Below are 24,041 nucleotides of genomic sequence, written 5' to 3'. Positions count from 1 at the left end.
CCGTCCGTAGACTGGCCCCGTGAGTGAGCAGCAGCCCCAGAGCAACGGACCCGACGACCGCGACGAGACCTCCGATCTCTTCGAACGGATCGTGGCCGAAGAGTCCGACCGCGACCCCGACCTGGCGGTGATCGAGGCCGGCAGCCGCACCCTGCGTGCCCAGGCCGGTCCGCCCCAGGGCGACCAGGTGTCCGCGCGCCCCCTCGACCCGGAGGTGGCGAGGGCACTGCAGGAGGTGGAGCAGGAGCTCGCCACCCGCTGGGGCGAGACCAAGCTGGAGCCTTCCGTCACCCGGATCGCCGCGCTGATGGACGTCCTCGGCGAACCGCAGCGCGCGTACCCCTCCATCCACGTCACCGGCACCAACGGCAAGACCAGCACCGCCCGCATGATCGAGGCCCTGCTGAACGCCTTCGAGCTGCGCACCGGCCGCTACACCAGCCCGCACGTGCAGTCGGTCACCGAGCGGATCAGCCTGGACGGGGCGCCGATCAGCGCCGAGCGCTTCATCGAGACGTACTACGACATCAAGCCGTACGTGGAGATGGTCGACGCCGCCGAGGAGTTCCGGCTGTCCTTCTTCGAGGTGCTCACCGGCATGGCGTACGCGGCCTTCGCGGACGCCCCGGTCGACGCGGCCGTCGTCGAGGTCGGGATGGGCGGCACCTGGGACGCGACCAACGTGATCGACGGCTCGGTCGCGGTGATCACCCCGATCAGCCTGGACCACACGGACCGCCTCGGCGCCACGCCCGGCGAGATCGCCCAGGAGAAGGGCGGCGTCATCAAGCAGGACGCCACCGTGATCCTGGCGCAGCAGCCGGTGGACGCGGCGCAGGTGCTGCTGAAGAAGGCCGTCGAGGTAGACGCGACGGTGGCCCGCGAGGGCATGGAGTTCGGCGTCGTCGCGCGCGAGGTGGCGGTCGGCGGGCAGATGCTGACGCTGCGCGGCGTGGGCGGCGAGTACGACGGCATCTTCCTGCCGCTGTACGGGGCGCACATGGCGCACAACGCGGCGGTCGCGCTGGCGGCGGTCGAGGCCTTCTTCGGCGTCGGCGCGGAGCAGTCGCGGGAGCTGGACCTCGAGACCGTCCGCAGGGCCTTCGCCTCGGTGACCTCACCGGGCCGGATGGAGGTCGTGCGGCGCAGCCCGACGGTGGTCCTGGACGCGGCGCACAACCCGGCGGGCGCGCAGGTCACGGCGGAAGCGGTGACCGAGGCCTTCGGCTTCAGCCGGCTGATCGGCGTCGTGGCCGCGAGCGGCGGCAAGGACGTCAAGGGGGTCCTGGAGGCCTTCGAGCCGATCTTCGCGGAGGTCGTCGTCACGGAGAACTCCAGCCACCGGGCGATGTCCGCGGACGAGCTGGCGGCGGTCGCGGTCGAGGTCTTCGGGCCGGACCGGGTGCAGGTGGAGCCGCGGCTGGACGACGCCCTGGAGGCGGCGATCACCCTCGCGGAGGAAGAGGCCGAATACGGAGGGGCCGGGGTCCTGGTGACCGGTTCCGTGATCACGGTGGGCGAGGCCCGCCTGCTGCTGAAGAGGGGCTGAGGGATGCGCACGCTGTGTGCTTCGACGCTGATCGGCGAGTTCTTCGTGATCGGTTTCGCGGGGCTGGTCGCCATGAAGAACCCGGATCTGACCCAGGCCACGGTCTGGACGGTGTGCGGGGTCGCCATGCTGCTGTCGGTGCTGCTCTGCGGGATGCTGTCGCGCCCGGGCGCGGTGCAGATCGGCTGGGCCCTGCAGATCGGCCTGATCCTGAGCGGGTTCGTCGTCCCGATGATGTTCTTCCTCGGTGCGGTGTTCGCGGGGCTGTGGTGGTGCTCGGTGCACTACGGCGGCAAGATCGATGCGATCAAGGCCCGCTGGGCCGCGCAGAGCGAGGCGCAGGCCTGACGGGCCCGTGCGGCCGCCGTGCCCGGCCCCTGTAGCCTCGGGTAACCGCACCCGTTTGCCGCAAGGAGTTACAACATGACCCAGCGCACGCTCGTCCTGCTCAAGCCGGACGCGGTCAGGCGTGGCCTGGTGGGCGAGATCATCGGCCGCATCGAGCGCAAGGCCGGCTGGAGCATCCCGGCGCTGGAGCTGCGTACGCTCGACCGGAGCATCCTGGAGCAGCACTACGCCGAGCACGTGGGTCGCCCGTTCTACGAGCCCCTCATGGGCTTCATGGCGAGCGGCCCGGTCGTGGTCCTCGTGGTGGAAGGGGAACGCGTGATCGAGGGTGTCCGCCAGCTGGCCGGACCCACCGACCCGATCGCCGCGGCGCCCGGCTCCATCCGGGGGGACTTCGGCACCATCACCCGGGAGAACCTCATCCACGCCTCGGACTCCGAGGAGTCCGCCGAGCGCGAGCTGAAGCTGTTCTTCCCCGCCCTCGGATGAGTCCTTCCTGACGTAACATCAGCCGAATAGCGCTCATGACCTGGGGCGACCGAAGTAATTTCGGTCGCCCTTCGGTATTGCCGGGCAGTTGCGGGAACGCATGGGCAGGACACGTCGTCACCACTAAGGGGGCGGGTTTCCGTTCCGGCGGGATTGCCGGAGTCCCGTCGCGCGGTGTTCATACTTGCGGCACTACGATGGGGCCTCCACCCACACACCCACCTCGCCGACCTGACAGCAGCCGCTATCAACTGGAAGGCCAGACGCTCCTCATGGGGAACAAGGGGAACAACATGTCGTTCATCGGCCGTGACATGGCGATCGACCTCGGGACCGCCAACACGCTGGTGTACGTGAGGGGCCGGGGGATCGTCCTGAACGAGCCGTCCGTGGTCGCCATCAACACGAACACCGGCGGCATCCTGGCGGTCGGCTCCGAGGCGAAGAAGATGATCGGCCGGACGCCCGGCAACATCGTCGCCGTCAGGCCCCTCAAGGACGGCGTGATCGCCGACTTCGAGATCACCGAGCGTATGCTCCGGTACTTCATCCTCAAGATCCACAAGCGCCGCTACCTGGCCCGTCCGCGCGTCGTGGTCTGCGTTCCCTCCGGCATCACGGGAGTGGAGCGGCGCGCCGTCATCGAGGCGTCCACGCAGGCCGGCGCCCGCCAGGTGCACATCATCGAGGAGCCCATGGCCGCCGCCATCGGCTCGGGCCTGCCCGTCCACGAGGCCACTGGCAACATGGTCGTGGACATCGGCGGCGGCACCACCGAGGTCGCCGTCATCTCCCTCGGCGGAATCGTCACGGCCCAGTCCATCCGGGTGGCCGGCGACGAGCTCGACAACGCGATCATCCAGCACATCAAGAAGGAGTACTCCCTCCTCCTCGGTGAGCGGACCGCGGAGCAGATCAAGATCACCATCGGGTCGGCCTACGACCTCGACAAGGACGAGCACACCGAAATCCGCGGCCGGGACCTGGTCTCCGGACTCCCCAAGACGGTCGTGATCTCCGCGGCCGAGGTCCGCAAGGCCATCGAGGAGCCGGTCAACGCCATTGTCGACGCGGTCAAGACGACCCTGGACAAGTGCCCGCCGGAGCTCTCCGGCGACATCATGGACCGCGGCATCGTCCTGACCGGCGGCGGCGCCCTGCTGCGCGGGCTCGACGAGCGGCTGCGCCGCGAGACGGGCATGCCGATCCACATCGCCGAGGACCCGCTCGACTCCGTCGCGCTCGGCTCCGGCAAGTGCGTGGAGGAGTTCGAGGCGCTCCAGCAGGTCCTGGACGCCCAGCCCCGGCGCTGATACAGACCCCCGTCCGGGGGCCATGCGGAACACAAGGATCCGCCGTACGGGTGCTGCCGCGCCCGTGCGGCGGATCGTTGATATACAGACGAAGAACAATCCGACGAGGAAGGCACGGCCGCCGCACGTGAGGGACACACGAGAAAGCCGGCTGCTCCTGGTGCTCCTGATCGCCATCGCGTTCGCATTGATCACGGTGGACATCAGGGCAGGCGAGGAGTCACCGGTCGACGGCGCCCGGCAGGCCGCCGCAGCGGTCTTCGGCCCGGTCGAGGAGGGCGTCGCGACCGCGGTCGACCCGGTCGCCAACGCCATAGGGGCGGTACGGGACTCCGGCGAGCGCCACAACCGCATCGCCGCGCTGGAGCGCGAGAACGCGGCGCTGAAGGCCAAGCTGGGCAGCGACGACCAGACCCGCAGCCGCATCCGCGAGCTCGACGAGATGCTCAAGCGGGCCGGCGCCGGTCAGTACGGCATCAAGGGCGCCGAGGTCATCGCCATAGGAGCGGCCCAGGGCTTCTCCTGGACCGTCACCATCGACGCCGGCAGCAAGGACGGCATCGAACGCGACATGACCGTCCTCAACGGGGACGGGCTCGTCGGCCGGGTCGCCACCGTCGGCCCCGACACCGCCACCGTCGTCCTCGCCAACGACCCCGACTTCACCGTGGGCACCCGCCTGGAGAAGACCGGCGAACTGGGCTTCGCCACCGGCCAGGGCGACCGCTCCCTGTCCGTGCAGATGCTCAACGGCAAGGCCAAGGTCAGCCCCGGCGACCGGCTCGTCACGTTCGGCTCCCGCGGCAACAAGCCGTTCGTGCCCGGCGTCCCGATCGGCGAGGTGGTCAAGGTCGACCCCTCGCGCGGCGACCTGACCCGCACCGTCTGGGTGCGCCCGTTCGTGGGCTTCTCGCGCCTCGACATCGTCGGCGTCGTCGTCATGCCGCCGCGCGAGGACCCGCGCGACGCCGTCCTGCCCCCCAAGCCCGAGGTGAAACCCACCCCGACGGTCACCGTCACGGTCACCCCGTCACCGTCCGCCAGTGTGCCCGGCAAGCCGGACGACGAGTAGGAGCTGACCCTCATGCGCTTCAACCGGATCCTGCTCTCGGCCACGCTCGTCGTGGTCGCCCTCGTCGTCCAGGTCTCCGTCCTGGGCCGGCTGCAACTGCCCGGCGCCGTACCCGACCTGGTCCTGCTCACCGTCGTCGCCCTGGCCCTCGTGTACGGACACCTCAGCGGCGCGCTCATCGGCTTCGCCGCCGGACTCCTCGCCGACCTGGCCCCGCCCGCCGACCACGCCGCCGGGCGGTACGCGCTCGTCCTGTGCGTCATCGGGTACGCCGCCGGCCTGGTCCGCCCCGACTCCGGGCGGTTCCGCTCCGCCTGGGGCCCGATGCTGACCGTCGTCGCCGCCGCGATCGGCTCCACCTTGCTCTACGCGAGCGTGGGCGCCCTCGTCGGCGACACCGCCGCCCGCCACGTGGGCCTGACCGGGCTGCTGTTCACGGCGACCCTCTACGACCTGCTGCTCGCCCCGTTCACCGTGCCGTTCATCATGGCGCTCGCCCGGCGCGCCGAGAACGACCCGATGGCCGTCGAGGCGAACGGCGGACAGGCCAAGACCGCCGACGTGTCCTCCGGCTGGCTCTCCGGCGGCACCGGCCTGCGCATCGGCAGCCAGCGCGGCGGCCTGCGGCTGAAGACGGCCCGCAGCCGTGCCAACAAGGCCGGCCGGATAAAGGGCGTCAAGCCGGTCAAGGGTGTGAAGAGCATCAAGAAGCTGTGAGGGAGGAGCAGGCGTGACCAACAATCCGGAGACCGGCCGCACCTCGCGGGTGCACATCCGGCTGATGATGATCCAGGTCCTCGTCTTCTCCACGCTGTTCACCCTCGGCGGCCGGCTCTGGTTCCTCCAGATCCGCGACGGCGCGGAGTACTACCACGAAGCGAAGAGCAACCACGTCCAGCGGGTCGTCCAGCCGGCCGTGCGCGGCTCGATCCTCGACGCCCGCGGGGTCCCGCTCGCCGACAACGAGACCCGCCTGGTCGTCTCCGCCAGCCGCACCAAGCTCATGAAGATGAAGGACAAGGGCAAGGGCGTCATGACCCGTCTCGCCGACGTCCTGGACATGAGCCCCAAGGAGGTCATGGAAAAGGTCCGGCTCTGCGACTCCCAGACCCCCGCGCCCTGCTGGAACGGCTCCCCGTACCAGCCGATTCCGGTCACGCTCGAAGCCACCACGCAGCAGGCGCTGCAGCTGCGCGAACGCCCCGAGGAGTTCCCCGGCATCACCGCGGAGCCCACCGCCGTCCGCCGCTACCCGGCCCCCGGCGGGGCCCGCACCGCGCAGGTGCTGGGCTACCTCTCGCCGGTCACCGACGACGAGATCCAGAAGGCCAAGGACACCGACTCGCCGCACCTGCGCTCCGACCAGGTCGGCCGCTCCGGGATCGAACGCACCTACGACAAGCAGTTGCGCGGCAAGGCGGAAGTCACCTCGTACGAAGTCGACAACCTCGGCCGGGTCATGGGCCAGACCAAGTCCGACCCGGGCGTGGCCGGGGCCACCCTCGTCACCAGCATCGACGCCCGGGTCCAGGCCGTCGCCGAGTACGAGCTCCAGCAGGCGATGAAGACGGTCCGCAACGAGACCGACAACATCACCGGCCGCAAGTACGAGGCCGACTCGGGCGCCGTCGTCGTCATGGAGGCCAAGACCGGCCGGGTCGTCGCGATGGCCTCCCAGCCCGACTACGACCCCAACGCCTGGGTCGGCGGCATTTCCGGCAAGGACTACGCCAGGCTCACCAGCAAGAACTCCAACTACCCGCTGCTGAACCGGGCCATCCAGGGCCAGGCCCCCGCCGGCTCCATCTTCAAGGTGGTGTCGGCGAGCGCCGCCGTGCGGGCCGGCTACGACTTCGACGGCAAGTACAACTGCAGCGCCTCCTACAACATGGGCGGCCGGAGCTTCGCGAACTTCGAGTCCAAGGGGCACGGCCCCATCACCCTGGGCGAAGCCCTCAAGTTCTCGTGCAACACCGTCTTCTACGCCCTCGGGCACAAGGAGTGGCAGCGCGACGGCGGCCTCACGCCCAAGAAGGACGCCCACGACTGGTTCTACCGGACCGCCCGGGAGTTCGGACTCGGCGCCGAGACCGGCGTCGACCTGCCGAACGAGGTCACCGGCCGTATCCCCGACCGCAGGTGGAAGCAGAGCTTCTGGAAGGCCAACAAGGACTCCTGGTGCAAGCAGGGCAAGAAGGGCGGCACCTACGTCGAGCAGATCGCCTACGAGAGCTGCCTCGAAGGCAATCAGCTGAAGGCCTACGACAGCATCAACTTCGCCATCGGGCAGGGCGACGTACTCGTCACACCCATTCAGATGGCCACCATCTACTCCGCGATCAGCAACGGGGGCACCCTTTACGACCCCACGGTCGGCAAGGCCGTGATCAGCCCCGACGGCAAGCGCGTGGAGATGATCAAGCCGCGGGCGCACGGGAGGCTGCCGATCGACGCCAAGACCATCGGCAACCTGGACAAGGGCCTGCGCATGGTCGTCGAGCCCGGCGGCACCGCTGCCTGGCGGTTCACGGGCTGGCCGATGGACAAGATCCCGATGCACGCCAAGACCGGCACCGCCCAGGTCTACGGCAAGCAGACCACGTCCTGGCTGGCGACCTACACCAAGGACTTCACGATCGTCATGACGATCTCCCAGGGCGGCACCGGCTCCGGAGCCTCCGGCCCCGCCGTCCGCAACCTCTACAACGCCCTCTACGGTCTCGACATGGAGGGCAAGCAGGACCTGAAGAAGGCCCTGCTGCTGGGACCGGAGACCAAACTGCCCAAGATCGACCCCGACGGCTCCATCGAATCCCCCGAGATCCGGCCGTACGTGCCGCCGTCGCCGGAAGAGCCGGCCCCCGCGCTCGCCGGGCCGCCCGCCGCGTCCCCCGCACGGCACGACTGAGGACCGAAACCGACATGCAGACCGCCAACAAGTTCTCCGTATCCCGGTACGCGCCCGAGCGCGGCGCGATGGCCAAACTGACCTCGCGCGACTCGGTGCTGCGCCGGCTCGACTGGCCGATACTCCTGTCGGCACTCGCCCTGTCCTTCATCGGCGCCCTGCTGGTGTGGTCGGCGACCCGCAACCGCACCCAGCTCAACCAGGGAGACCCGTACTACTTCCTGGTCCGGCACGCCCTGAACACCGGCATCGGGCTCGTCCTGATGATCGGCACCGTCTGGCTCGGCCACCGCACCCTGCGCGGCGCCGTGCCGATCCTGTACGGGCTCTCCCTCGTGCTCATCCTCGCCGTGCTGACCCCGCTCGGCGCCACCATCAACGGCGCCCACGCGTGGATCGTGATCGGCGGCGGCTTCTCGCTCCAGCCCTCCGAGTTCGTGAAGATCACGATCATCCTGGTCATGGCCATGCTGCTGGCCACCCGGGTGGACGCGGGCGACCTCGCCCACCCCGACCACCGCACCGTGGTCAAGGCGCTGTGCCTGGCCGCCGCGCCGATGGGCATCGTCATGCTGATGCCCGACCTCGGCTCCGTCATGGTCATGGTCATCATCGTGCTCGGCGTCCTGCTCGCCTCCGGCGCCTCCAACCGCTGGGTGCTGGGGCTGATGGGCTCCGGCGCGGCCGGGGCCATCCTGATCTGGCAGCTCGGCGTGCTCGACGAGTACCAGATCAACCGCTTCGCGGCCTTCGCCAACCCCGACCTCGACCCCGCGGGCGTCGGCTACAACACCAACCAGGCGCGCATCGCCATCGGCTCCGGCGGGCTGACCGGCTCCGGGCTCTTCAAGGGCTCGCAGACCACCGGCCAGTTCGTGCCGGAGCAGCAGACCGACTTCGTCTTCACCGTTGCGGGGGAGGAGCTGGGCTTCGTCGGCGCCGGGCTGATCCTGGTCCTGCTCGGCATCATCCTCTGGCGGGCCTGCATGATCGCCCGCGAGACCACCGAGCTGTACGGGACGATCGTGTCCGCCGGGATCATCGCCTGGTTCGCCTTCCAGGCGTTCGAGAACATCGGGATGACCCTCGGGATCATGCCGGTGGCGGGGCTGCCGCTGCCGTTCGTCTCCTACGGAGGCTCGTCCATGTTCGCGGTGTGGGTCGCGGTCGGACTACTCCAGTCGATCAGGGTGCAACGGCCGATGTCGGCCTAGCGGGGACCGGTCTTCGGCCGCATTGCGCCGTCGATTCGCCGTTCACCCTGCCGTCGTGATCCGTTCAGGACTAAATTCGATGCATGGCGGACACGAAACGCGAGATCGAGCGCAAATTCGAGTTCACGACGAGCAAGGCCGCGCGCCGCGGAGTCCCGGACCTGACCGGCACGGCCGCGATCGCGGCCGTCGCCGAACAGGGCACCGTCGACCTCGACGCGGTCTACTACGACACACCCGACCAGCGGCTCGCCGCCGACGGCCTCACCCTCAGACGGCGCACCGGCGGCGCCGACGCCGGCTGGCACCTCAAACTGCCCGTCTCCCCGGGCGTCCGCGACGAGGTCGCCGCCCCCCTCAGCGACACCGTCCCCCGCTCCCTCGCCGCCCTCGTCCGCTCCCGCGTCCGCGACACCCCGCTGGAACCCCAGGTCCGGCTGCTCTCCTCGCGCCGCGTCACCCACCTCCTCGACGCCGACGGCGCCCTCCTCGCCGAACTCTCCACCGACGACGTCCGCGCCGAGCGCGACGAGGCCGCCGCATCCTGGACCGAGGTCGAGGTCGAACTCGCCGACGGCGTCGACCCCGCCCTCCTCGACGCCGTCGAGAAGACGTTCCGCAAGGCCGGACTCCACGTCTCCGACGCCCCCTCCAAACTCGCCCGCGCCCTCACCGAGACCGGCACCGAGCCGCCTCCCCGGCCCGAGCCCGGCCCCGCCGAGGACACCGCGGGCGCGCATGTCCTCGCGTACCTGCGCGAACAGCGCGACGCCCTCGTCGCCCAGGACCCCGCCGTCCGCCGCAACCTGCCCGACTCCGTCCACCAGATGCGCGTCGCCTGCCGCCGCATGCGCAGCGCCCTTAAGACCCACCGCAAGGTCCTCGACCGCACCGCCACCGACCCCCTCGGCGAAGAGCTGCGCTGGCTGGCCGCCGAGCTCGGCCTCGACCGCGACCAGGAAGTCCTCTTCGAGCGGCTCCAGAGCCACATCGGCGAACTGCCCCGCACCCTCCTGCTCGGACCCGTCCGCGCCCGCCTGCGGGCCTGGAACAACGCCCGCCGCTCGGGAACCCGGCGCCGGGCCCTCGCCGCACTCGACGCCAAGCGGTACGAGGCCCTGCTCGACGCCCTCGACGCCCTGCTGGCCGACCCGCCCCTGCTCCCCGGAGCGGCCAAGCCCGCCGCCAAGGCCCTGCCCAAGGCCGTCCTGCGCGACTACGAGCGGCTCGCCACCCGTGTCTCGGCCGCCCTCCGCCTGGAACCGGGCCACGAGCGCGACGTGGCCCTCCACGAGGCCCGCAAGGCCGCCAAACGCGCCCGCTACGCGGCGGAAGCGGCCCGTCCTGCCCTCGGCAAACCGGCAAAACGGCTGGCCAAGGCCGTCAAGTCGGTCCAGAGCCTGCTCGGCGACCACCAGGACAGCGTCGTCGCCCGTGACGCCCTGCACGGCCTCGGCGTACAAGCGGCCGGAGCCGGAGAATCCGCCTTCACCTGGGGCGTGCTCTACGCCCGCGAGGAGGCCCTCGCCGAGCGGGGAGAACGGGACCTCCCGGACGTATGGGCCAAGGCCTCCGACCCCGTGCTCCGGACGGACCTCGGCACCTAGCCGGTGATCTTGGCGGCAGGTGGCGGCTGCGCCTCGGGTTACGCTTGAGAGTCGCCCCCTGCCCGCTTCACGAAAGTCGCGTGATGTCCGAGTCGGTCTTCCCACAGCTCGAAGCTCTGCTCCCGCATGTGCAGAAGCCCATCCAGTACGTCGGCGGTGAGCTCAACTCCACCGTCAAGCCGTGGGATTCGTGTGACGTCCGCTGGGCGCTCATGTACCCGGACGCGTACGAGGTCGGTCTGCCCAACCAGGGCGTCATGATCCTGTACGAGGTGCTGAACGAGCGCGAGGGCGTGCTGGCGGAGCGCACGTACAGCGTGTGGCCCGACCTCGAAGAGCTGATGCGCGAGCACAAGGTGCCGCAGTTCACCGTGGACAGCCACCGCCCCGTGGGTGCCTTCGACGTGTTCGGCCTGTCCTTCTCCACGGAGCTGGGCTACACGAACATGCTCACGGCCCTGGACCTGGCGGGCATCCCGCTCGAGGCCCGGAACCGTACGGTCGACCACCCCATCGTCCTCGCGGGCGGCCACGCGGCCTTCAACCCCGAGCCGATCGCGGAATTCATCGACTGCGCGGTCATCGGCGACGGTGAGCAGGCCGTTCTCGACATGACCGAGATCATCCGCACGTGGAAGGCGGAGGGCCGTCCGGGCGGGCGCGAAGAGGTCCTCTTCCGCCTGGCCAAGACCGGTCAGGTCTACGTGCCCGGCTTCTACGACGTCGACTACCTGCCCGACGGCCGCATCGCGCGCGTCGCCCCGAACAAGTCGGGCGTCCCGTACCGCGTGTCCAAGCACACGGTCATGGACCTCGACGAGTGGCCGTACCCCAAGCAGCCGCTCGTCCCCCTCGCCGAGACCGTCCACGAGCGGATGTCCGTCGAGATCTTCCGCGGCTGCACCCGCGGCTGTCGTTTCTGCCAGGCCGGCATGATCACGCGCCCCGTGCGGGAGCGAAGCATCACCGGCATCGGCGAGATGGTCGAGAAGGGTCTGAAGGCGACCGGCTTCGAGGAGGTCGGCCTCCTGTCGCTCTCCTCGGCGGACCACAGCGAGATCGCGGACATCGCCAAGGGCCTCGCGGACCGCTACACGGACGACAAGGTGGGCCTGTCCCTGCCGTCGACCCGCGTGGACGCGTTCAACGTGGACCTGGCGAACGAGCTGACCCGCAACGGGCGCCGCTCCGGACTGACCTTCGCCCCCGAGGGCGGCTCCGAGCGCATGCGCAAGGTCATCAACAAGATGGTCTCGGAAGAGGACCTGATCCGGACGGTGGCCACCGCGTACGGCAACGGCTGGCGCCAGGTGAAGCTGTACTTCATGTGCGGCCTGCCGACCGAGACCGACGAGGACGTGCTCCAGATCGGCGACATGGCGGTCAACGTCATCGCCAAGGGCCGCGAGGTCTCCGGCCAGAACGACATCCGCTGCACGGTCTCGATCGGCGGGTTCGTGCCGAAGCCGCACACCCCGTTCCAGTGGGCGCCGCAGCTGTCGGCCGAGGAGACGGACGCCCGCCTGGGCAAGCTCCGCGACAAGATCCGCGCCGACAAGAAGTACGGCCGCTCCATCGGCTTCCGCTACCACGACGGCAAGCCGGGCATCGTCGAGGGCCTGCTCTCGCGCGGCGACCGCCGCATCGGCGACGTGATTCGCGCCGTGTACGAGTCGGGCGGCCGCTTCGACGGCTGGCGCGAGCACTTCTCGTACGACCGCTGGATGGAGGCCGCGGAGAAGACGCTGCCGGCCCACGGCGTGGACGTGGCCTGGTACACGACGCGCGAGCGCACGTACGAGGAGGTCCTCCCCTGGGACCACCTGGACTCCGGGCTCGACAAGGACTGGCTCTGGGAGGACTGGCAGGACGCCCTCGACGAGACCGAGGTCGACGACTGCCGCTGGACCCCGTGCTTCGACTGCGGTGTGTGCCCGCAGATGGACACTCACATCCAGATCGGCCCCACGGGCAAGAAGCTCCTTCCCCTGACGGTCGTGAAGTGAGAAGTAACCCTTGAGTCACGAGAGGCCCCCACCCGCAACGGGTGGGGGCCTCACTCGTGTCCTACGGGTATGGAACTCGACAAGCGACCTCCCGGTGACAATGGCGAAGGATGCCTGGTGGGCGTCATCCGGGTGCCCGTCAAGATCGTGGCGTTGATCGTCGTACTGCCCGTACGGGTGGTTTGGGATCTGCTCGTCGCGTTCGGGCAGGCCGCTGCGCGGCACGTGCTGGGGCCCTTCTCCGTGTACGTGCTGCAGCCGCTGCTGCGCGGGATCGGCTGGGTGCTGACCGTGCTGCTCAAGCTGGTGTTCGTCTGGCCGTGGGTCGGGCTGTGGCGGTACCTGCTCCAGCCCGTGCACGCGTATCTGCTCGCTCCCGTAGGCCGGGGGCTGTACGCGTACCTCCTGCGTCCGCTCGGTGAGGCACTGGCCTGGGTCGGGCGCGGCGGGATGCGGTACCTGCTCGCCCCGCTCGCCAAGGGCGTGATGTGGCTCGTGTGGGCGGTCTGCATGACCCTGTTCGTCTGGCCGTGGGTGGGGCTGTGGCGGTACCTGCTCGCGCCCGTCGGGCGGGGGCTGCTGTGGGTGGGCGCTGGTTTCCACCGGTACGTGCTCACCCCCCTCGGGCACGGGCTGGCCGTGGTGGGCTCCGTGCTCTACCGGTATCTCCTGCGGCCCCTCGGGGTCGGGGTGTACCGGTACGTGCTGGTGCCCCTCTGGCAGGTGCTCGTCTGGGCCTGGCACGTCGCCGGGCGGATCGTCCGGGCGGTGTGGCGGGGAGTCCGGCTGGTCGGGTGGGTGCTCGTCGGGTGGCCCGCGGCGCAGGTGTACCGGCACGTACTGACACCGGTCGGACATGTCGTACGGGATGTGTGGCGCACCGTCCGCGCCACCGTCCGTGAGGTCCGGGCCGATGTACGAAGGGTGCTGTTCGGGGGCCCCGGCCGGGAACCGGTGAGGTCACGGGCGCGTACTCTGGGTAGTACGACAGCCGCAGGCAAAAACACGCCCGCCCCCGAGATCTCCCTGCACGAACAGAAGCAGGGGTGAGCCGGAGGGCACGGTGTGGCCGGCAGGCTCACCAGACCTCAGGGCGACGCGCGAGCCGCGGAGCCCCGCACAAGGAGAAGAACCACTGGGCAAGCGACAGCCCGAAGGCCCGCCCCCCGCACCGGTGGTGCAGCGCATCCGACTGCGCTACACCAAGCGCGGCCGCCTCCGGTTCACCAGCCACCGAGACTTCCAGCGCGCGTTCGAGCGGGCCCTGCGCCGCGCCGAGGTGCCCATGGCGTACTCGGCCGGCTTCACCCCGCACCCGCGCGTCTCGTACGCGAACGCCGCGCCGACCGGCACCGGCAGCGAGGCCGAGTACCTCGAGATCGCCCTCGCCGAGCCCCGCGACCCCGAGAAGCTCCGCGAGCTGCTCGACGAGTCGATGCCGGTCGGGCTCGACATCATCGACGCCGTCGAGGCCCGTACCTCCGGGCTCGCCGACCGGCTGACGGCCTCCGTCTGGGAGCTGCGGCTGGAAGGCGTGGACGTCGCCGACGCCGAGCGCGCGGTCGGGGCCTTCCTCGCCGCCGAGGAGGTGGAAGTACAGCGCCGCACCAAAAACGGCATGCGCAGCTTCGACACCCGGGGCGCCGTAGTGAGCCTCGAGGCGGTTCCTGCCCCGGCTGATAGGCCGCTGGACAATGCCTGTGCGATACTGCGGCTGGTTGTTCGGCATCTGACACCTGCCGTGCGACCCGACGACGTCCTGTCCGGTCTCCGAGCTGTGGCCGACCTGGCGCCGCCGGTCCCCGCAGCGGTGACCAGGCTGGCGCAGGGGCTCTTCGACGAGGAGTCCGGCACGGTGACCGACCCGCTCGCGCCCGACCGCGAGGCTGTCACGGCCGCCCCACCCACGGCCGCCGTAGCCGCCGACGCGAAGGCGCCGGAAGGTCCCGCCGCGTAGGGATCGTCGTCGTCGCGCAGCCCTGGCACTCGGGAGCCACCTGGGTCGGGCCGCGCACTGACCTGAAGACTTCCGCCAGGCCGTACGGACCATACGTACGGAACCGGCGGCCATGGACTACAGCTCCCGTGTGGCGAACGCGCCCCGGAGGCCGGTTCCGCGCTGATCGCGCGGGGCCGTGCCGGACCGGAAGTCAGCCGCGGCGCCCGGGAGCGTGACGGGAGAACCGCCCGCATGCTCAACAACGAAACCAACAACACCACCGGTGGCGCCGACAGCGGCAGCCCGAGCGACAACCTGCCTCCGCGCAGGCGTCGCCGTGCCGCGTCGCGCCCCGCCGGGCCGCCCGGTGCGACCGTGACCCCGGCCGCCGAGGTGACCGAGGCCGCTCCGGCCGCCCCCGTCGCCCCCGTCGAGGAGGCCGCTCCGGCCGCCGCCCCGGCCCGTACCCGCCGCCGCGCGACCCGCGCCGTGGCCGCCGCCGAGGCCCCTGCCGCCGAGACCGTGGTCGAGGCCGCTGCTCCGGCTGCTCCGGCTGTCGAGGAGGCTGCTGCTCCGGCGCCGCGTGCCCGTCGCCGTGCGACCCGTGCCGTGGCCGCGCCGGAGACCCCCGCTGCAGAGGCCGTCGTCGAGGCTGCCCCGGCTGCTCCGGCCGCGGAGGAGGCTGCTGCTCCGGCGCCGCGTGCCCGTCGCCGTGCCACCCGAGCCGTGACCGCTCCGGAGGCGCCCGCCGCCGAGGCCGTCGTCGAGGCCGCTCCGGCTGCTCCGGCTGTCGAGGAGGCTGCTGCTCCGGCACCGCGTGTCCGGCGTCGTGCGACCCGTGCCGTGGCCGCACCGGAGACCGCCGCCGAGGCCGTCGTCGAGGCCGCTCCGGCCGCTCCGGCTGCTCCGGCTGTCGAGGAGGCTGCTGCTCCGGCGCCGCGTGCCCGTCGCCGTGCCACCCGAGCCGTGACCGCTCCCGAGGCGCCCGCCGCCGAGGCCGTCGTGGAGGAGGCCGCTCCCAAGGCCACCGTCACCGTCGCCGACGCCGTGGACTCCCCGAAGCGCGGCGGCCGCCGCCGCGCCACCCGCTCCGCGGCCTCCGCCGCTCCGGCCGCCCAGGCCGCCGCTCCGGTGGAGCCCGCCGCCGAGGAAGAGCCCGCCGCCCCGGCGCGTGGCCGCCGCGCCGCGCGCCCTGCCGTGGCCGTGTTCCAGGCCCCGGTCTTCACCGAGCCGATGTTCCAGACCCCGGAGACCGCCGCCATGGCCGCCGCGGCCGCCGCCGCGGCCGTCGAGGCGGAAGAGGTCGAGGAGGAGGACGAGCTCGAGGCCGAGACCGCCCAGGCCCCCGCCCCGCAGCCGGCCGGCCGTCGCCGCCGGCGTGGCCGCGGTGCGGTCGAGGCCGCCCCTGCCGCCGAGTCCGCGCCGGTGTCGCTTTCCGACGTCGAGCTCATGGAGGAGGAGGCCAAGGCCGAGGCCGCCGAGCTCGACGAAGAGGCTGCCGAGTTCGAAGAGGGTGACGAGACGGGCGAGCGCCCGTCCCGCCGCCGTCGCCGTGGCGGCCGCCGCCGTCGCCGCGGTGAGGCCGCCGACCTCGACGAGTCCGCCGAGGAAGAGGCCGAGGCCGAGGCCGGCGACCAAGAGGCGGAAGAGGAAGAGGCCGACGAGGACGAGGAGACCGGCGCCCTGGGCTCCAGCTCCAGCCGTCGCCGCCGTCGCCGTCGCCGCCGCAGCGGTGACACCGGTGCCGAGGGCGAAGCGGGCGAGGAGGACGGCGTACGCACCGTCGTCAAGGTCCGCGAGCCGCGCCCGGCACGCGAGAAGGCCGAGCCGTCCGACGAGGTCCAGTCCATCAAGGGCTCGACCCGTCTGGAGGCGAAGAAGCAGCGCCGCCGCGAGGGCCGCGAGCAGGGCCGCCGCCGCGTGCCGATCATCACCGAGGCCGAGTTCCTGGCCCGCCGTGAGGCCGTCGAGCGCGTCATGGTCGTCCGCCAGGCCGGCGAGCGCACCCAGATCGGCGTCCTCGAGGACAACGTGCTCGTCGAGCACTACGTCAACAAGGAAGAAGCCACCTCGTACGTCGGCAACGTCTACCTGGGCAAGGTCCAGAACGTGCTGCCGTCGATGGAGGCCGCCTTCATCGACATCGGCAAGGGCCGCAACGCCGTCCTGTACGCCGGCGAGGTCAACTTCGAGGCGCTCGGCATGGCCAACGGGCCGCGCCGCATCGAGTCCGCCCTCAAGTCCGGCCAGTCGGTCCTGGTGCAGGTCACCAAGGACCCGATCGGCCACAAGGGTGCCCGCCTGACCAGCCAGGTCTCGCTGCCCGGCCGCTACCTCGTCTACGTGCCCGAGGGCTCGATGACCGGTATCAGCCGCAAGCTGCCCGACACCGAGCGCGCGCGCCTGAAGACCATCCTCAAGAAGATCGTCCCCGAGGACGCGGGCGTCATCGTGCGCACCGCCGCCGAGGGTGCGAGCGAGGACGAGCTGCGCCGCGACGTCGAGCGCCTGCAGGCCCAGTGGGAGGACATCCAGAAGAAGTCGAAGCAGATCTCGACCTCTTCGCCGAGCCTGCTGTACGGCGAGCCGGACATGACCGTCCGCGTCGTGCGCGACATCTTCAACGAGGACTTCTCGAAGGTCATCGTCAGCGGTGACAGCGCCTGGGAGACCATCCACGGCTACGTCTCGCACGTGGCCCCGGACCTGGCCGACCGGCTGTCGCGCTGGACCTCCGAGGTCGACGTCTTCGCGACGTACCGGATCGACGAGCAGCTCGCCAAGGCGCTCGACCGCAAGGTGTGGCTGCCCTCGGGCGGTTCCCTCGTGATCGACAAGACCGAGGCGATGATCGTCATCGACGTCAACACCGGCAAGTTCACCGGTCAGGGCGGCAACCTCGAGGAGACCGTCACCAGGAACAACCTGGAGGCGGCCGAGGAGATCGTGCGCCAGCTGCGGCTGCGCGACCTCGGCGGCATCGTCGTCATCGACTTCATCGACATGGTCCTGGAGTCGAACCGCGACCTGGTCCTGCGGCGCATGCTGGAGTGCCTGGGCCGCGACCGTACGAAGCACCAGGTCGCCGAGGTGACCTCGCTGGGCCTGGTCCAGATGACCCGCAAGCGGGTGGGCCAGGGCCTGCTGGAGTCCTTCTCCGAGACCTGTGTCCACTGCAACGGGCGCGGTGTGATCGTGCACATGGAGACGCCGACCGCGATCGGCGGCGGTGGCAACGGCAAGCGCGCGAAGCGTCGCGGCGGCCGTGGCCACGAGCACGACCACGAGATCGAGGGCGCTGCGACCGTCGAGCACGAGGTGCTCGAGGCCGAGACCGAGGCCGAGGTGGCCGCCGAGCTCGCGGCGCCGGTGGCGCTGCCCGAGCCGGCGTTCGCCGCGGACGAGGAGCTCTACGGCAGCCCGGCGGAGGCGGAGGCCGCGGCCGGCCTGAGCGGCCGTCGCAACCGCCGCCGTGCCACCCGCAAGGCGACCGCTCCGGCGGGCGCCCCGCGCGGTGCCGCCGCCCAGGCTGCTCCGGCTGTCCCGGCTCCGGCCCCCGTGGCCGAGGCCGAGCCCGTCGCCGCTCCGGCGGCGGAGCCGGTCGTCGAGGCCGAGCCGGTCGTCGAGGCCGAGCCGGTCGTCGAGGCCGAGCCGGTGACCGAGGCTGCCGACACGGTGCTCGAGCCGGCCTCCGAGGTCGTCGTCGAGGCCGTGGAAGCGGCCGAGACGGTCGAGGCCGCGCCCAAGGGCCGCACGCGTCGCCGTGCCACCCGCAAGGCCACGGCCCCGGCGGGCGCTCCGGCTGCTGCGGCCGAGGCAGCTCCGGAGCCCGAGCCGGCCGCCCCGGCCGCCCCGGAGCCCGTCGTGGCAGCGGAGCCCGAGCCCGTCGCCCCGATCGCCGAGGCGCCGGCCGCGGAGGCCGCCGTGGCGGAGGCCGCACCGGCCCGTCCGCGTCGGCGTGCCACCCGTAAGGCCACTGCACCGGCCGGTTCCCCGGCAGGCGCGGCGGAGGCTGCCGTACTGGTCGTCGAGACCCCCGCCGCCGAGCCCGAGGCCGCCCAGGCCCCGGCCGGGGCAGCGGAGGGCGCAGAGGCCGAGGAGGCCGCCCCGGCGGCCAAGAAGGCGGTCCGCAAGACGGCCGCCAAGAAGGCCCCGGCGAAGAAGGCCACCGCCGCCAAGAAGGCGACGGCGGCCAAGAAGACCGTCGCGAAGAAGGCGACGACGGCCAAGAAGACCGTGGCCAAGCGGGCGACGAAGAAGACCGCGGCGGCCGAGCAGCAGTCGCAGCCGTCCGTCTCGGCTCCGGCCGAAGCCTGATCCGCCGCACGACCGTGGGCCCTGCCGAGAGGCGGGGCCCACGGCCGCGCGGGGCCCGGTTTGACCCTCCGGAACCGGCCCCGTAACCTAGACCGTCGGCATGTCCTAGATGATTTACGTCTAGTGCGCGTCGCGCTCCTGAGCACCTTCCTCCGGCCGGGCACCGCCCGCGGGAGAGGCCGCTCGTCCAATCCGGATCCGTACGGGCCCCAGGCCCGTCTGAGCGGCTGGCTTCAGGAGCATCCGTCCCGAGTGAGAGAGAGATCCGCGTGTACGCCATCGTGCGCAGCGGTGGTCGCCAGCACAAGGTTGCTGTTGGTGACATCGTTGAGGTTGACAAGATTTCCACTGCCAAGGTTGGCGACACGGTCGAGCTCTCGACCCTGCTCGTTGTCGACGGCGACGCCGTGACCAGCGACCCGTGGGTGCTGGCCGGGATCAAGGTCCAGGCCGAGATCGTGGACCACCACAAGGGCGCCAAGATCGACATCCTGCGCTACAAGAACAAGACCGGCTACCGCCGTCGCCAGGGTCACCGTCAGCAGTACACGGCGATCAAGGTCACCGGTATCCCCACGGCTGCGAAGTAAGAGGGACTGAGACATGGCACACAAGAAGGGCGCATCGTCCACCCGGAACGGGCGCGACTCCAATGCCCAGCGGCTCGGCGTGAAGCGCTTCGGCGGTCAGGTCGTTTCCGCTGGTGAGATCCTCGTCCGCCAGCGCGGCACGCACTTCCACCCGGGCGCGGGCGTCGGCCGTGGCGGCGACGACACGCTGTTCGCGCTGCAGGCGGGTGCCGTTCAGTTCGGCACGCACCGTGGCCGCAAGGTCGTCAACATCGTTCCGGCCGCCTGATCCAGCTCCTGCTGATCAGCGGTACGTAACTTCCCGAGGGCGGATCTCAGCTCTTCCCGGCGCAAGCCGGGAAGAGAGGTCCGCCCTCGGCGCGTTGGCACATAGGCACGCTTAGGCACGTTTAATGGGCAGCAAGGCCTGCCTGGGACATTCCCGTATGTATCTGGAGGAACAACCATGACCACCTTCGTGGACCGCGTCGAGCTGCATGTCGCCGCGGGTAACGGGGGCCACGGCTGCGCCTCCGTTCACCGGGAGAAGTTCAAGCCGCTGGGCGGCCCCGACGGCGGCAACGGCGGCCGTGGCGGCGACGTGATCCTGGTGGTCGAGCAGGCGGTCACCACCCTGCTGGACTACCACCACAGCCCCCACCGCAAGGCCACCAACGGCAAGCCCGGCGAGGGCGGCAACCGCTCCGGCAAGGACGGCCAGGACCTGGTCCTGCCCGTGCCGGACGGCACCGTCGTCCTCGACAAGGAGGGCAACGTCCTCGCCGACCTCGTCGGCCAGGGGACCACGTACGTGGCCGCCGAGGGCGGCCGCGGCGGCCTCGGCAACGCCGCCCTGTCCTCCGCCCGCCGCAAGGCCCCCGGCTTCGCGCTCCTCGGCGTCCCCGGCACCACGGGCGACATCGTCCTGGAGCTCAAGACCGTCGCCGACGTGGCCCTAGTGGGCTTCCCGAGTGCCGGCAAGTCCTCGCTGATCTCGGTGCTCTCCGCAGCCAAGCCGAAGATCGCCGACTACCCCTTCACCACCCTGGTCCCGAACCTGGGCGTCGTCACGGCCGGCTCGACCGTCTACACGATCGCCGACGTTCCCGGCCTGATCCCGGGCGCCAGCCAGGGCAAGGGCCTCGGCCTGGAGTTCCTGCGCCACGTCGAGCGCTGCTCGGTGCTCGTGCACGTCCTGGACACCGCCACCCTGGAGTCCGACCGCGACCCCGTCTCCGACCTCGACGTCATCGAGGAGGAGCTCAAGCAGTACGGCGGCGGCCTGGAGACCCGGCCGCGCCTCGTCGTCCTCAACAAGGTCGACATCCCGGACGGCCAGGACCTCGCCGACATGATCCGCCCCGACCTCGAGGCGCGCGGCTACAAGGTCTTCGAGGTCTCCGCGGTCGCCCGGACCGGCCTCAAGGAGCTCTCCTACTTCCTGGCCGAGGTCGTCGCCAAGGCGCGCGCCCGCAAGCCGAAGCAGGAGGCGACCCGTATCGTCATCCGCCCGAAGGCCGTGGACGACGCCGGCTTCACCGTCACGTACGACGAGGTCGAGGACGTCTACACCGTGCGCGGCGAGAAGCCGGAGCGCTGGGTCCGCCAGACCGACTTCAACAACGACGAGGCCGTGGGCTACCTGGCCGACCGCCTCAACCGTCTCGGTGTCGAGGACGCGCTGAAGAAGGCCGGCGCGCGCGCCGGCGACGGCGTCGCCATCGGCTCCGACGAGAACGCGGTCGTCTTCGACTGGGAGCCGACCATGATGGCCGGCGCCGAGATGCTGGGCCGCCGCGGTGAGGACCACCGCATGGAGGCCCCGCGTCCGGCGACGCAGCGCCGCAAGGAGAAGGAAGCCAAGCGCGGGGACGTGGCGCAGCAGGAGTACGACGAATTCCGGCCCTTCTGATCTGCTGCTTTGCCGTTCTTTTGCCCCGGACGGCGGAGTTGAAGTGATGTTTACCCCGGTCGCCTAGGATCCACCGGGTGAGCAGCACCAACACTCCCAGCGTTTCCGTCGTGGTGATCGCGTACAACGACGCCGTGCTCGTGGGCGAGGCCGTTGCCTCGGCTCTCGCCCAGGGCCCGGTCGTCGCCGAGGTGATCGCCGTGAACGACGCCTCGGCCGACGGCACCGCGCGCGTCCTGGACGAGCTGGCCGCAGCCCATCCCCGCCTGAAGGTCGTGCACCGCACGGAGAACAGCGGCGGATGCGGTACCCCGCGCAACGACGGGATCGCACGCGCGACCTCGCCGTACGTCCTCTTCCTCGACAGCGACGACGTCCTGCCCCCGGGGGCGGCCGACGCCCTCGTACGCGCCGCCGAGGAGCACCGCGCGCCCGTGACCGTCGGCGCGTGCGTACGCCGCGAGCTGCCGCAGTACCACGACGTGCCCTGGATGCCCGGGCTGTACACCGCGGGCGATGTGATCGAGCGGCCCGCGGACCGGCCCGAGCTGGTCCGCGACACCCTCTGCGTCAACAAGCTGTACGACCGGTCCTTCCTGGAAAAGCACGCGATCCGCTTTCCCGACGGCCGGTTCGTCTACGAGGACTTCGTCTTCACCGCGCGCGTGCTGGCCGCCGCGCCCCGCATCGCCGTCATCGGCGACCTCGTCTACGTCTGGCACGTGCGCCGCGATGCCGCCCAGGTGTCGATCTCCCTGGACCGCAAGGACGTCGGCAACTGGCGCTCCCGGATCGAGGCCCACCGCGAGGCCTGCCGGATCATCACCGAGTCCTCGCCGCAGCTGGGCCTCGCCTGCCAGGTGAAGTTCCTGGAGTACGACCTGCGCATGTACCTGCGCGAGCTCGGCAAGGACCCCGGGTACCAGGCCGCCTGGTGGACGCTGACCCGCGACTACCTCGCCGGGTTCGACGAGGCCGCGGTCGAGGCCGCCGGGGCGCACGCCCGCTGGATCGTCCGGCTGCTGCGGGCAGCCCCGGCCCCGCCCGCCGACGTGGAGCGGCTCACCCGCTTCGCCGCCGAGCCGCCGCGGCTGCTGCCCCCGTACGCGACCGGCCCGGACGGGCTGCCCGTGTGGAGCGAGGAGCTCCCGGTGGTCCTGGACGGGCTGGAAGGGCTGCCGGTGGCCGATCTGCCCGTCAGCATCGACGCCGAACCGGTCGGCGCCGGCCGGCTCCGGATCCGGGTGCGCGACCTGTACGGGCGCCTCGCCGAGGCCGGACCGCGCACCGCCCGGCTGCGCTTCGTACCCCGCTCGGGCGGCGAGCCGGTCCTCGACCGGCCGGTCGAGCTGCGCCCCGCCGCCGACGGCGACGGCTGGACCGCCGCGCTGCCGTTCCGGCTGACCGGCGTGGCCTCCGCCGGGCGCCGCCAGGGCCGCCGCGGCATGCAGGCGTGGGGCGTCCAGGTGGGCGTGGAGTTCGCCGACGGGAGCTCCCTGGTCACCTCCCCGCGCCCCCTCGACGCCCTCCTCCACCGCCGGGCCCTGCCCAGCAGCAGGTACGGTGTTCTGCTGGCGCAGCCGTTCCGCACGGGCGGAGGTTCACTGGCCCTGCGGCTCGCGCCGGGTGCCGCGGGCGCGCTGAGCCTCGTACGCAACCGGCTCCACCGGGCCCGGGCAGGCCGCGGATCGGAGTGAAGACAGGCGGCGGCCGCAAGGCCGCCCGAGATTTCGGACAGGACCCCGGACCCGGTCCGGGGACCCCAGGGAGACACGCATGACTTTTCTGATCACTGGTGGCGCCGGCTACATCGGCTCCCACGTCGTCCGCGCGATGCTCGCCGCAGGTGAGAAGGTCGTCGTCTTCGACGACCTGTCCACGGGCAACGAGGACCGCGTCCCGGAGGGCGTCCCGCTGGTGATCGGGTCGGTCCTGGACCGGCTGAACCTGGACGAGACCCTCCGGAACTACAAGATCACCGGCGTGGTGCACCTGGCGGGCAAGAAGCAGGTCGGCGAGTCCGTCGAGAAGCCGCTGTTCTACTACCACGAGAACGTGGAGGGCCTTCAGGTCCTGCTGGGGGCGGTGGCCGCCGCCGGCGTCCGCAACTTCCTCTTCTCCTCCTCCGCCTCCGTGTACGGCATGCCCGACGTGGAGCTCGTCACCGAGGAGACCCCGTGCGCGCCGCTGAGCCCGTACGGCGAGACGAAGCTGGCCGGCGAGTGGCTGGTCCGCGCCGCCGGCAAGGCGCACGGCATCTCCACCGCCTGCCTGCGCTACTTCAACGTGGCGGGCGCGGCCGCCCCCGAGCTCGCGGACACCGGGGTCTTCAACCTGGTCCCGATGGTCTTCGAGCGCTTCGACAAGGGTGAGGGCGCCCGCATCTTCGGTGACGACTACCCGACCCCGGACGGCACCTGCATCCGTGACTACATCCACGTCGAGGACCTCGCCGAGGCCCACGTGGTGGCGGCCCGCAAGCTCGTCGAGTGGGGTGCGACCGGGGACTACAAGGACCTCACCGTCAACATCGGCCGAGGCGAGGGCGTCTCCGTACGGGAGATGGCGCAGCTGCTGAACGAGGGCACCGGGCACACGTACGAGCCCGTCGTCGTCCCGCGGCGCCCCGGCGACCCGGCGAAGGTCGTGGCCTCGGCCGACAAGATCGCCGCGGAGCTGGGCTGGAAGGCCAAGCACGACGTCCGCGAGATGATCACCTCGGCCTGGGCGGGCTGGGAGGCCAACCGCAAGGGTGAACTGCCGCACGTCGCACGCTGAGCCCGTACGCCGCGGCGCAC

The 24,041-nt window shown here is 71.3% G+C and carries 18 protein-coding genes; all 18 read left to right on the top strand.

From position 1 onward, the window contains the following. The first annotated feature begins 19 nt into the window (after positions 1 to 19). Positions 20 to 1,549 (top strand): bifunctional tetrahydrofolate synthase/dihydrofolate synthase, encoded by a 1,530-nt coding sequence (gene folC / locus IF09_RS0119110; protein WP_030297249.1) that lies wholly within the window; start codon positions 20 to 22, stop codon positions 1,547 to 1,549. Between the two features lie 3 nt (positions 1,550 to 1,552). After that, positions 1,553 to 1,897 (top strand): DUF4233 domain-containing protein, encoded by a 345-nt coding sequence (locus IF09_RS0119105; protein ID WP_030297248.1) that lies wholly within the window; start codon positions 1,553 to 1,555, stop codon positions 1,895 to 1,897. 75 nt (positions 1,898 to 1,972) lie between these two features. Then, the gene (gene ndk, locus IF09_RS0119100) at positions 1,973 to 2,386 is read left to right on the top strand and encodes a nucleoside-diphosphate kinase (RefSeq protein ID WP_030297246.1); all 414 of its coding nucleotides are present in this window, start codon (positions 1,973 to 1,975) and stop codon (positions 2,384 to 2,386) included. Positions 2,387 to 2,679: 293 nt separating this feature from the next. After that, positions 2,680 to 3,699 (top strand): rod shape-determining protein, encoded by a 1,020-nt coding sequence (locus tag IF09_RS0119095; protein WP_008738981.1) that lies wholly within the window; start codon positions 2,680 to 2,682, stop codon positions 3,697 to 3,699. A gap of 127 nt (positions 3,700 to 3,826) precedes the next feature. Continuing rightward, positions 3,827 to 4,771 carry a rod shape-determining protein MreC gene (gene mreC / locus IF09_RS0119090; RefSeq protein WP_037635364.1) on the top strand — a complete coding sequence of 315 codons (945 nt, stop codon included), beginning with the start codon at positions 3,827 to 3,829 and terminating at the stop codon, positions 4,769 to 4,771. 12 nt (positions 4,772 to 4,783) lie between these two features. Then, positions 4,784 to 5,488 (top strand): rod shape-determining protein MreD, encoded by a 705-nt coding sequence (gene mreD / locus IF09_RS0119085; RefSeq protein ID WP_030297242.1) that lies wholly within the window; start codon positions 4,784 to 4,786, stop codon positions 5,486 to 5,488. Positions 5,489 to 5,501: 13 nt separating this feature from the next. After that, positions 5,502 to 7,679, top strand: a complete 2,178-nt coding sequence (gene mrdA / locus IF09_RS0119080; RefSeq protein WP_030297241.1) for a penicillin-binding protein 2 — start codon at positions 5,502 to 5,504, stop codon at positions 7,677 to 7,679. Positions 7,680 to 7,693: 14 nt separating this feature from the next. After that, positions 7,694 to 8,893 (top strand): rod shape-determining protein RodA, encoded by a 1,200-nt coding sequence (rodA, locus tag IF09_RS0119075; protein WP_030297239.1) that lies wholly within the window; start codon positions 7,694 to 7,696, stop codon positions 8,891 to 8,893. A gap of 83 nt (positions 8,894 to 8,976) precedes the next feature. Further along, positions 8,977 to 10,500 (top strand): CYTH and CHAD domain-containing protein, encoded by a 1,524-nt coding sequence (locus tag IF09_RS0119070; RefSeq protein ID WP_030297238.1) that lies wholly within the window; start codon positions 8,977 to 8,979, stop codon positions 10,498 to 10,500. 80 nt (positions 10,501 to 10,580) lie between these two features. Next, complete coding sequence (locus IF09_RS0119065; RefSeq protein ID WP_030297236.1) at positions 10,581 to 12,506, top strand: TIGR03960 family B12-binding radical SAM protein; 1,926 nt, start codon at positions 10,581 to 10,583, stop codon at positions 12,504 to 12,506. A gap of 117 nt (positions 12,507 to 12,623) precedes the next feature. Next, positions 12,624 to 13,556, top strand: coding sequence for a hypothetical protein (locus IF09_RS0119060; protein WP_051832634.1), 933 nt, complete (start codon positions 12,624 to 12,626; stop codon positions 13,554 to 13,556). A 127-nt stretch (positions 13,557 to 13,683) separates the two neighbouring features. Then, entirely contained in the window at positions 13,684 to 14,463 is a 780-nt protein-coding gene (locus IF09_RS0119055; protein ID WP_030297232.1) for a TIGR03936 family radical SAM-associated protein, read from the top strand. Positions 14,464 to 14,697: 234 nt separating this feature from the next. After that, entirely contained in the window at positions 14,698 to 18,762 is a 4,065-nt protein-coding gene (locus tag IF09_RS0119050; protein ID WP_030297230.1) for an Rne/Rng family ribonuclease, read from the top strand. A 269-nt stretch (positions 18,763 to 19,031) separates the two neighbouring features. After that, positions 19,032 to 19,352, top strand: coding sequence for a 50S ribosomal protein L21 (gene rplU, locus IF09_RS0119045; protein ID WP_030159347.1), 321 nt, complete (start codon positions 19,032 to 19,034; stop codon positions 19,350 to 19,352). Between the two features lie 13 nt (positions 19,353 to 19,365). Next, positions 19,366 to 19,620 (top strand): 50S ribosomal protein L27, encoded by a 255-nt coding sequence (gene rpmA, locus IF09_RS0119040; protein ID WP_008738950.1) that lies wholly within the window; start codon positions 19,366 to 19,368, stop codon positions 19,618 to 19,620. 177 nt (positions 19,621 to 19,797) lie between these two features. Next, complete coding sequence (obgE, locus tag IF09_RS0119035) at positions 19,798 to 21,243, top strand: GTPase ObgE (protein ID WP_030297228.1); 1,446 nt, start codon at positions 19,798 to 19,800, stop codon at positions 21,241 to 21,243. 77 nt (positions 21,244 to 21,320) lie between these two features. Continuing rightward, positions 21,321 to 22,940, top strand: a complete 1,620-nt coding sequence (locus IF09_RS0119030) for a glycosyltransferase family 2 protein (RefSeq protein ID WP_037635361.1) — start codon at positions 21,321 to 21,323, stop codon at positions 22,938 to 22,940. A gap of 79 nt (positions 22,941 to 23,019) precedes the next feature. Beyond that, complete coding sequence (galE, locus tag IF09_RS0119025) at positions 23,020 to 24,021, top strand: UDP-glucose 4-epimerase GalE (RefSeq protein ID WP_030297225.1); 1,002 nt, start codon at positions 23,020 to 23,022, stop codon at positions 24,019 to 24,021. Positions 24,022 to 24,041 lie beyond the last annotated feature (20 nt).

Origin of the sequence: Streptomyces katrae (assembly GCF_000717655.1) — a bacterium.
Lineage (GTDB): Bacteria > Actinomycetota > Actinomycetes > Streptomycetales > Streptomycetaceae > Streptomyces > Streptomyces katrae_B.
This window is presented reverse-complemented; position numbering and strand designations above follow the sequence as displayed.

Coding starts and splice junctions, on each gene's coding strand:
- ndk (WP_030297246.1), top strand. CDS start 1,973: ATGACCCAGCGCACGCTCGTCCTGCTCAAGCCGGACGCGGTCAGGCGT.
- IF09_RS0119050 (WP_030297230.1), top strand. CDS start 14,698: ATGCTCAACAACGAAACCAACAACACCACCGGTGGCGCCGACAGCGGC.
- galE (WP_030297225.1), top strand. CDS start 23,020: ATGACTTTTCTGATCACTGGTGGCGCCGGCTACATCGGCTCCCACGTC.
- rpmA (WP_008738950.1), top strand. CDS start 19,366: ATGGCACACAAGAAGGGCGCATCGTCCACCCGGAACGGGCGCGACTCC.
- mreD (WP_030297242.1), top strand. CDS start 4,784: ATGCGCTTCAACCGGATCCTGCTCTCGGCCACGCTCGTCGTGGTCGCC.
- rodA (WP_030297239.1), top strand. CDS start 7,694: ATGCAGACCGCCAACAAGTTCTCCGTATCCCGGTACGCGCCCGAGCGC.
- IF09_RS0119095 (WP_008738981.1), top strand. CDS start 2,680: ATGTCGTTCATCGGCCGTGACATGGCGATCGACCTCGGGACCGCCAAC.
- IF09_RS0119070 (WP_030297238.1), top strand. CDS start 8,977: ATGGCGGACACGAAACGCGAGATCGAGCGCAAATTCGAGTTCACGACG.
- IF09_RS0119105 (WP_030297248.1), top strand. CDS start 1,553: ATGCGCACGCTGTGTGCTTCGACGCTGATCGGCGAGTTCTTCGTGATC.
- obgE (WP_030297228.1), top strand. CDS start 19,798: ATGACCACCTTCGTGGACCGCGTCGAGCTGCATGTCGCCGCGGGTAAC.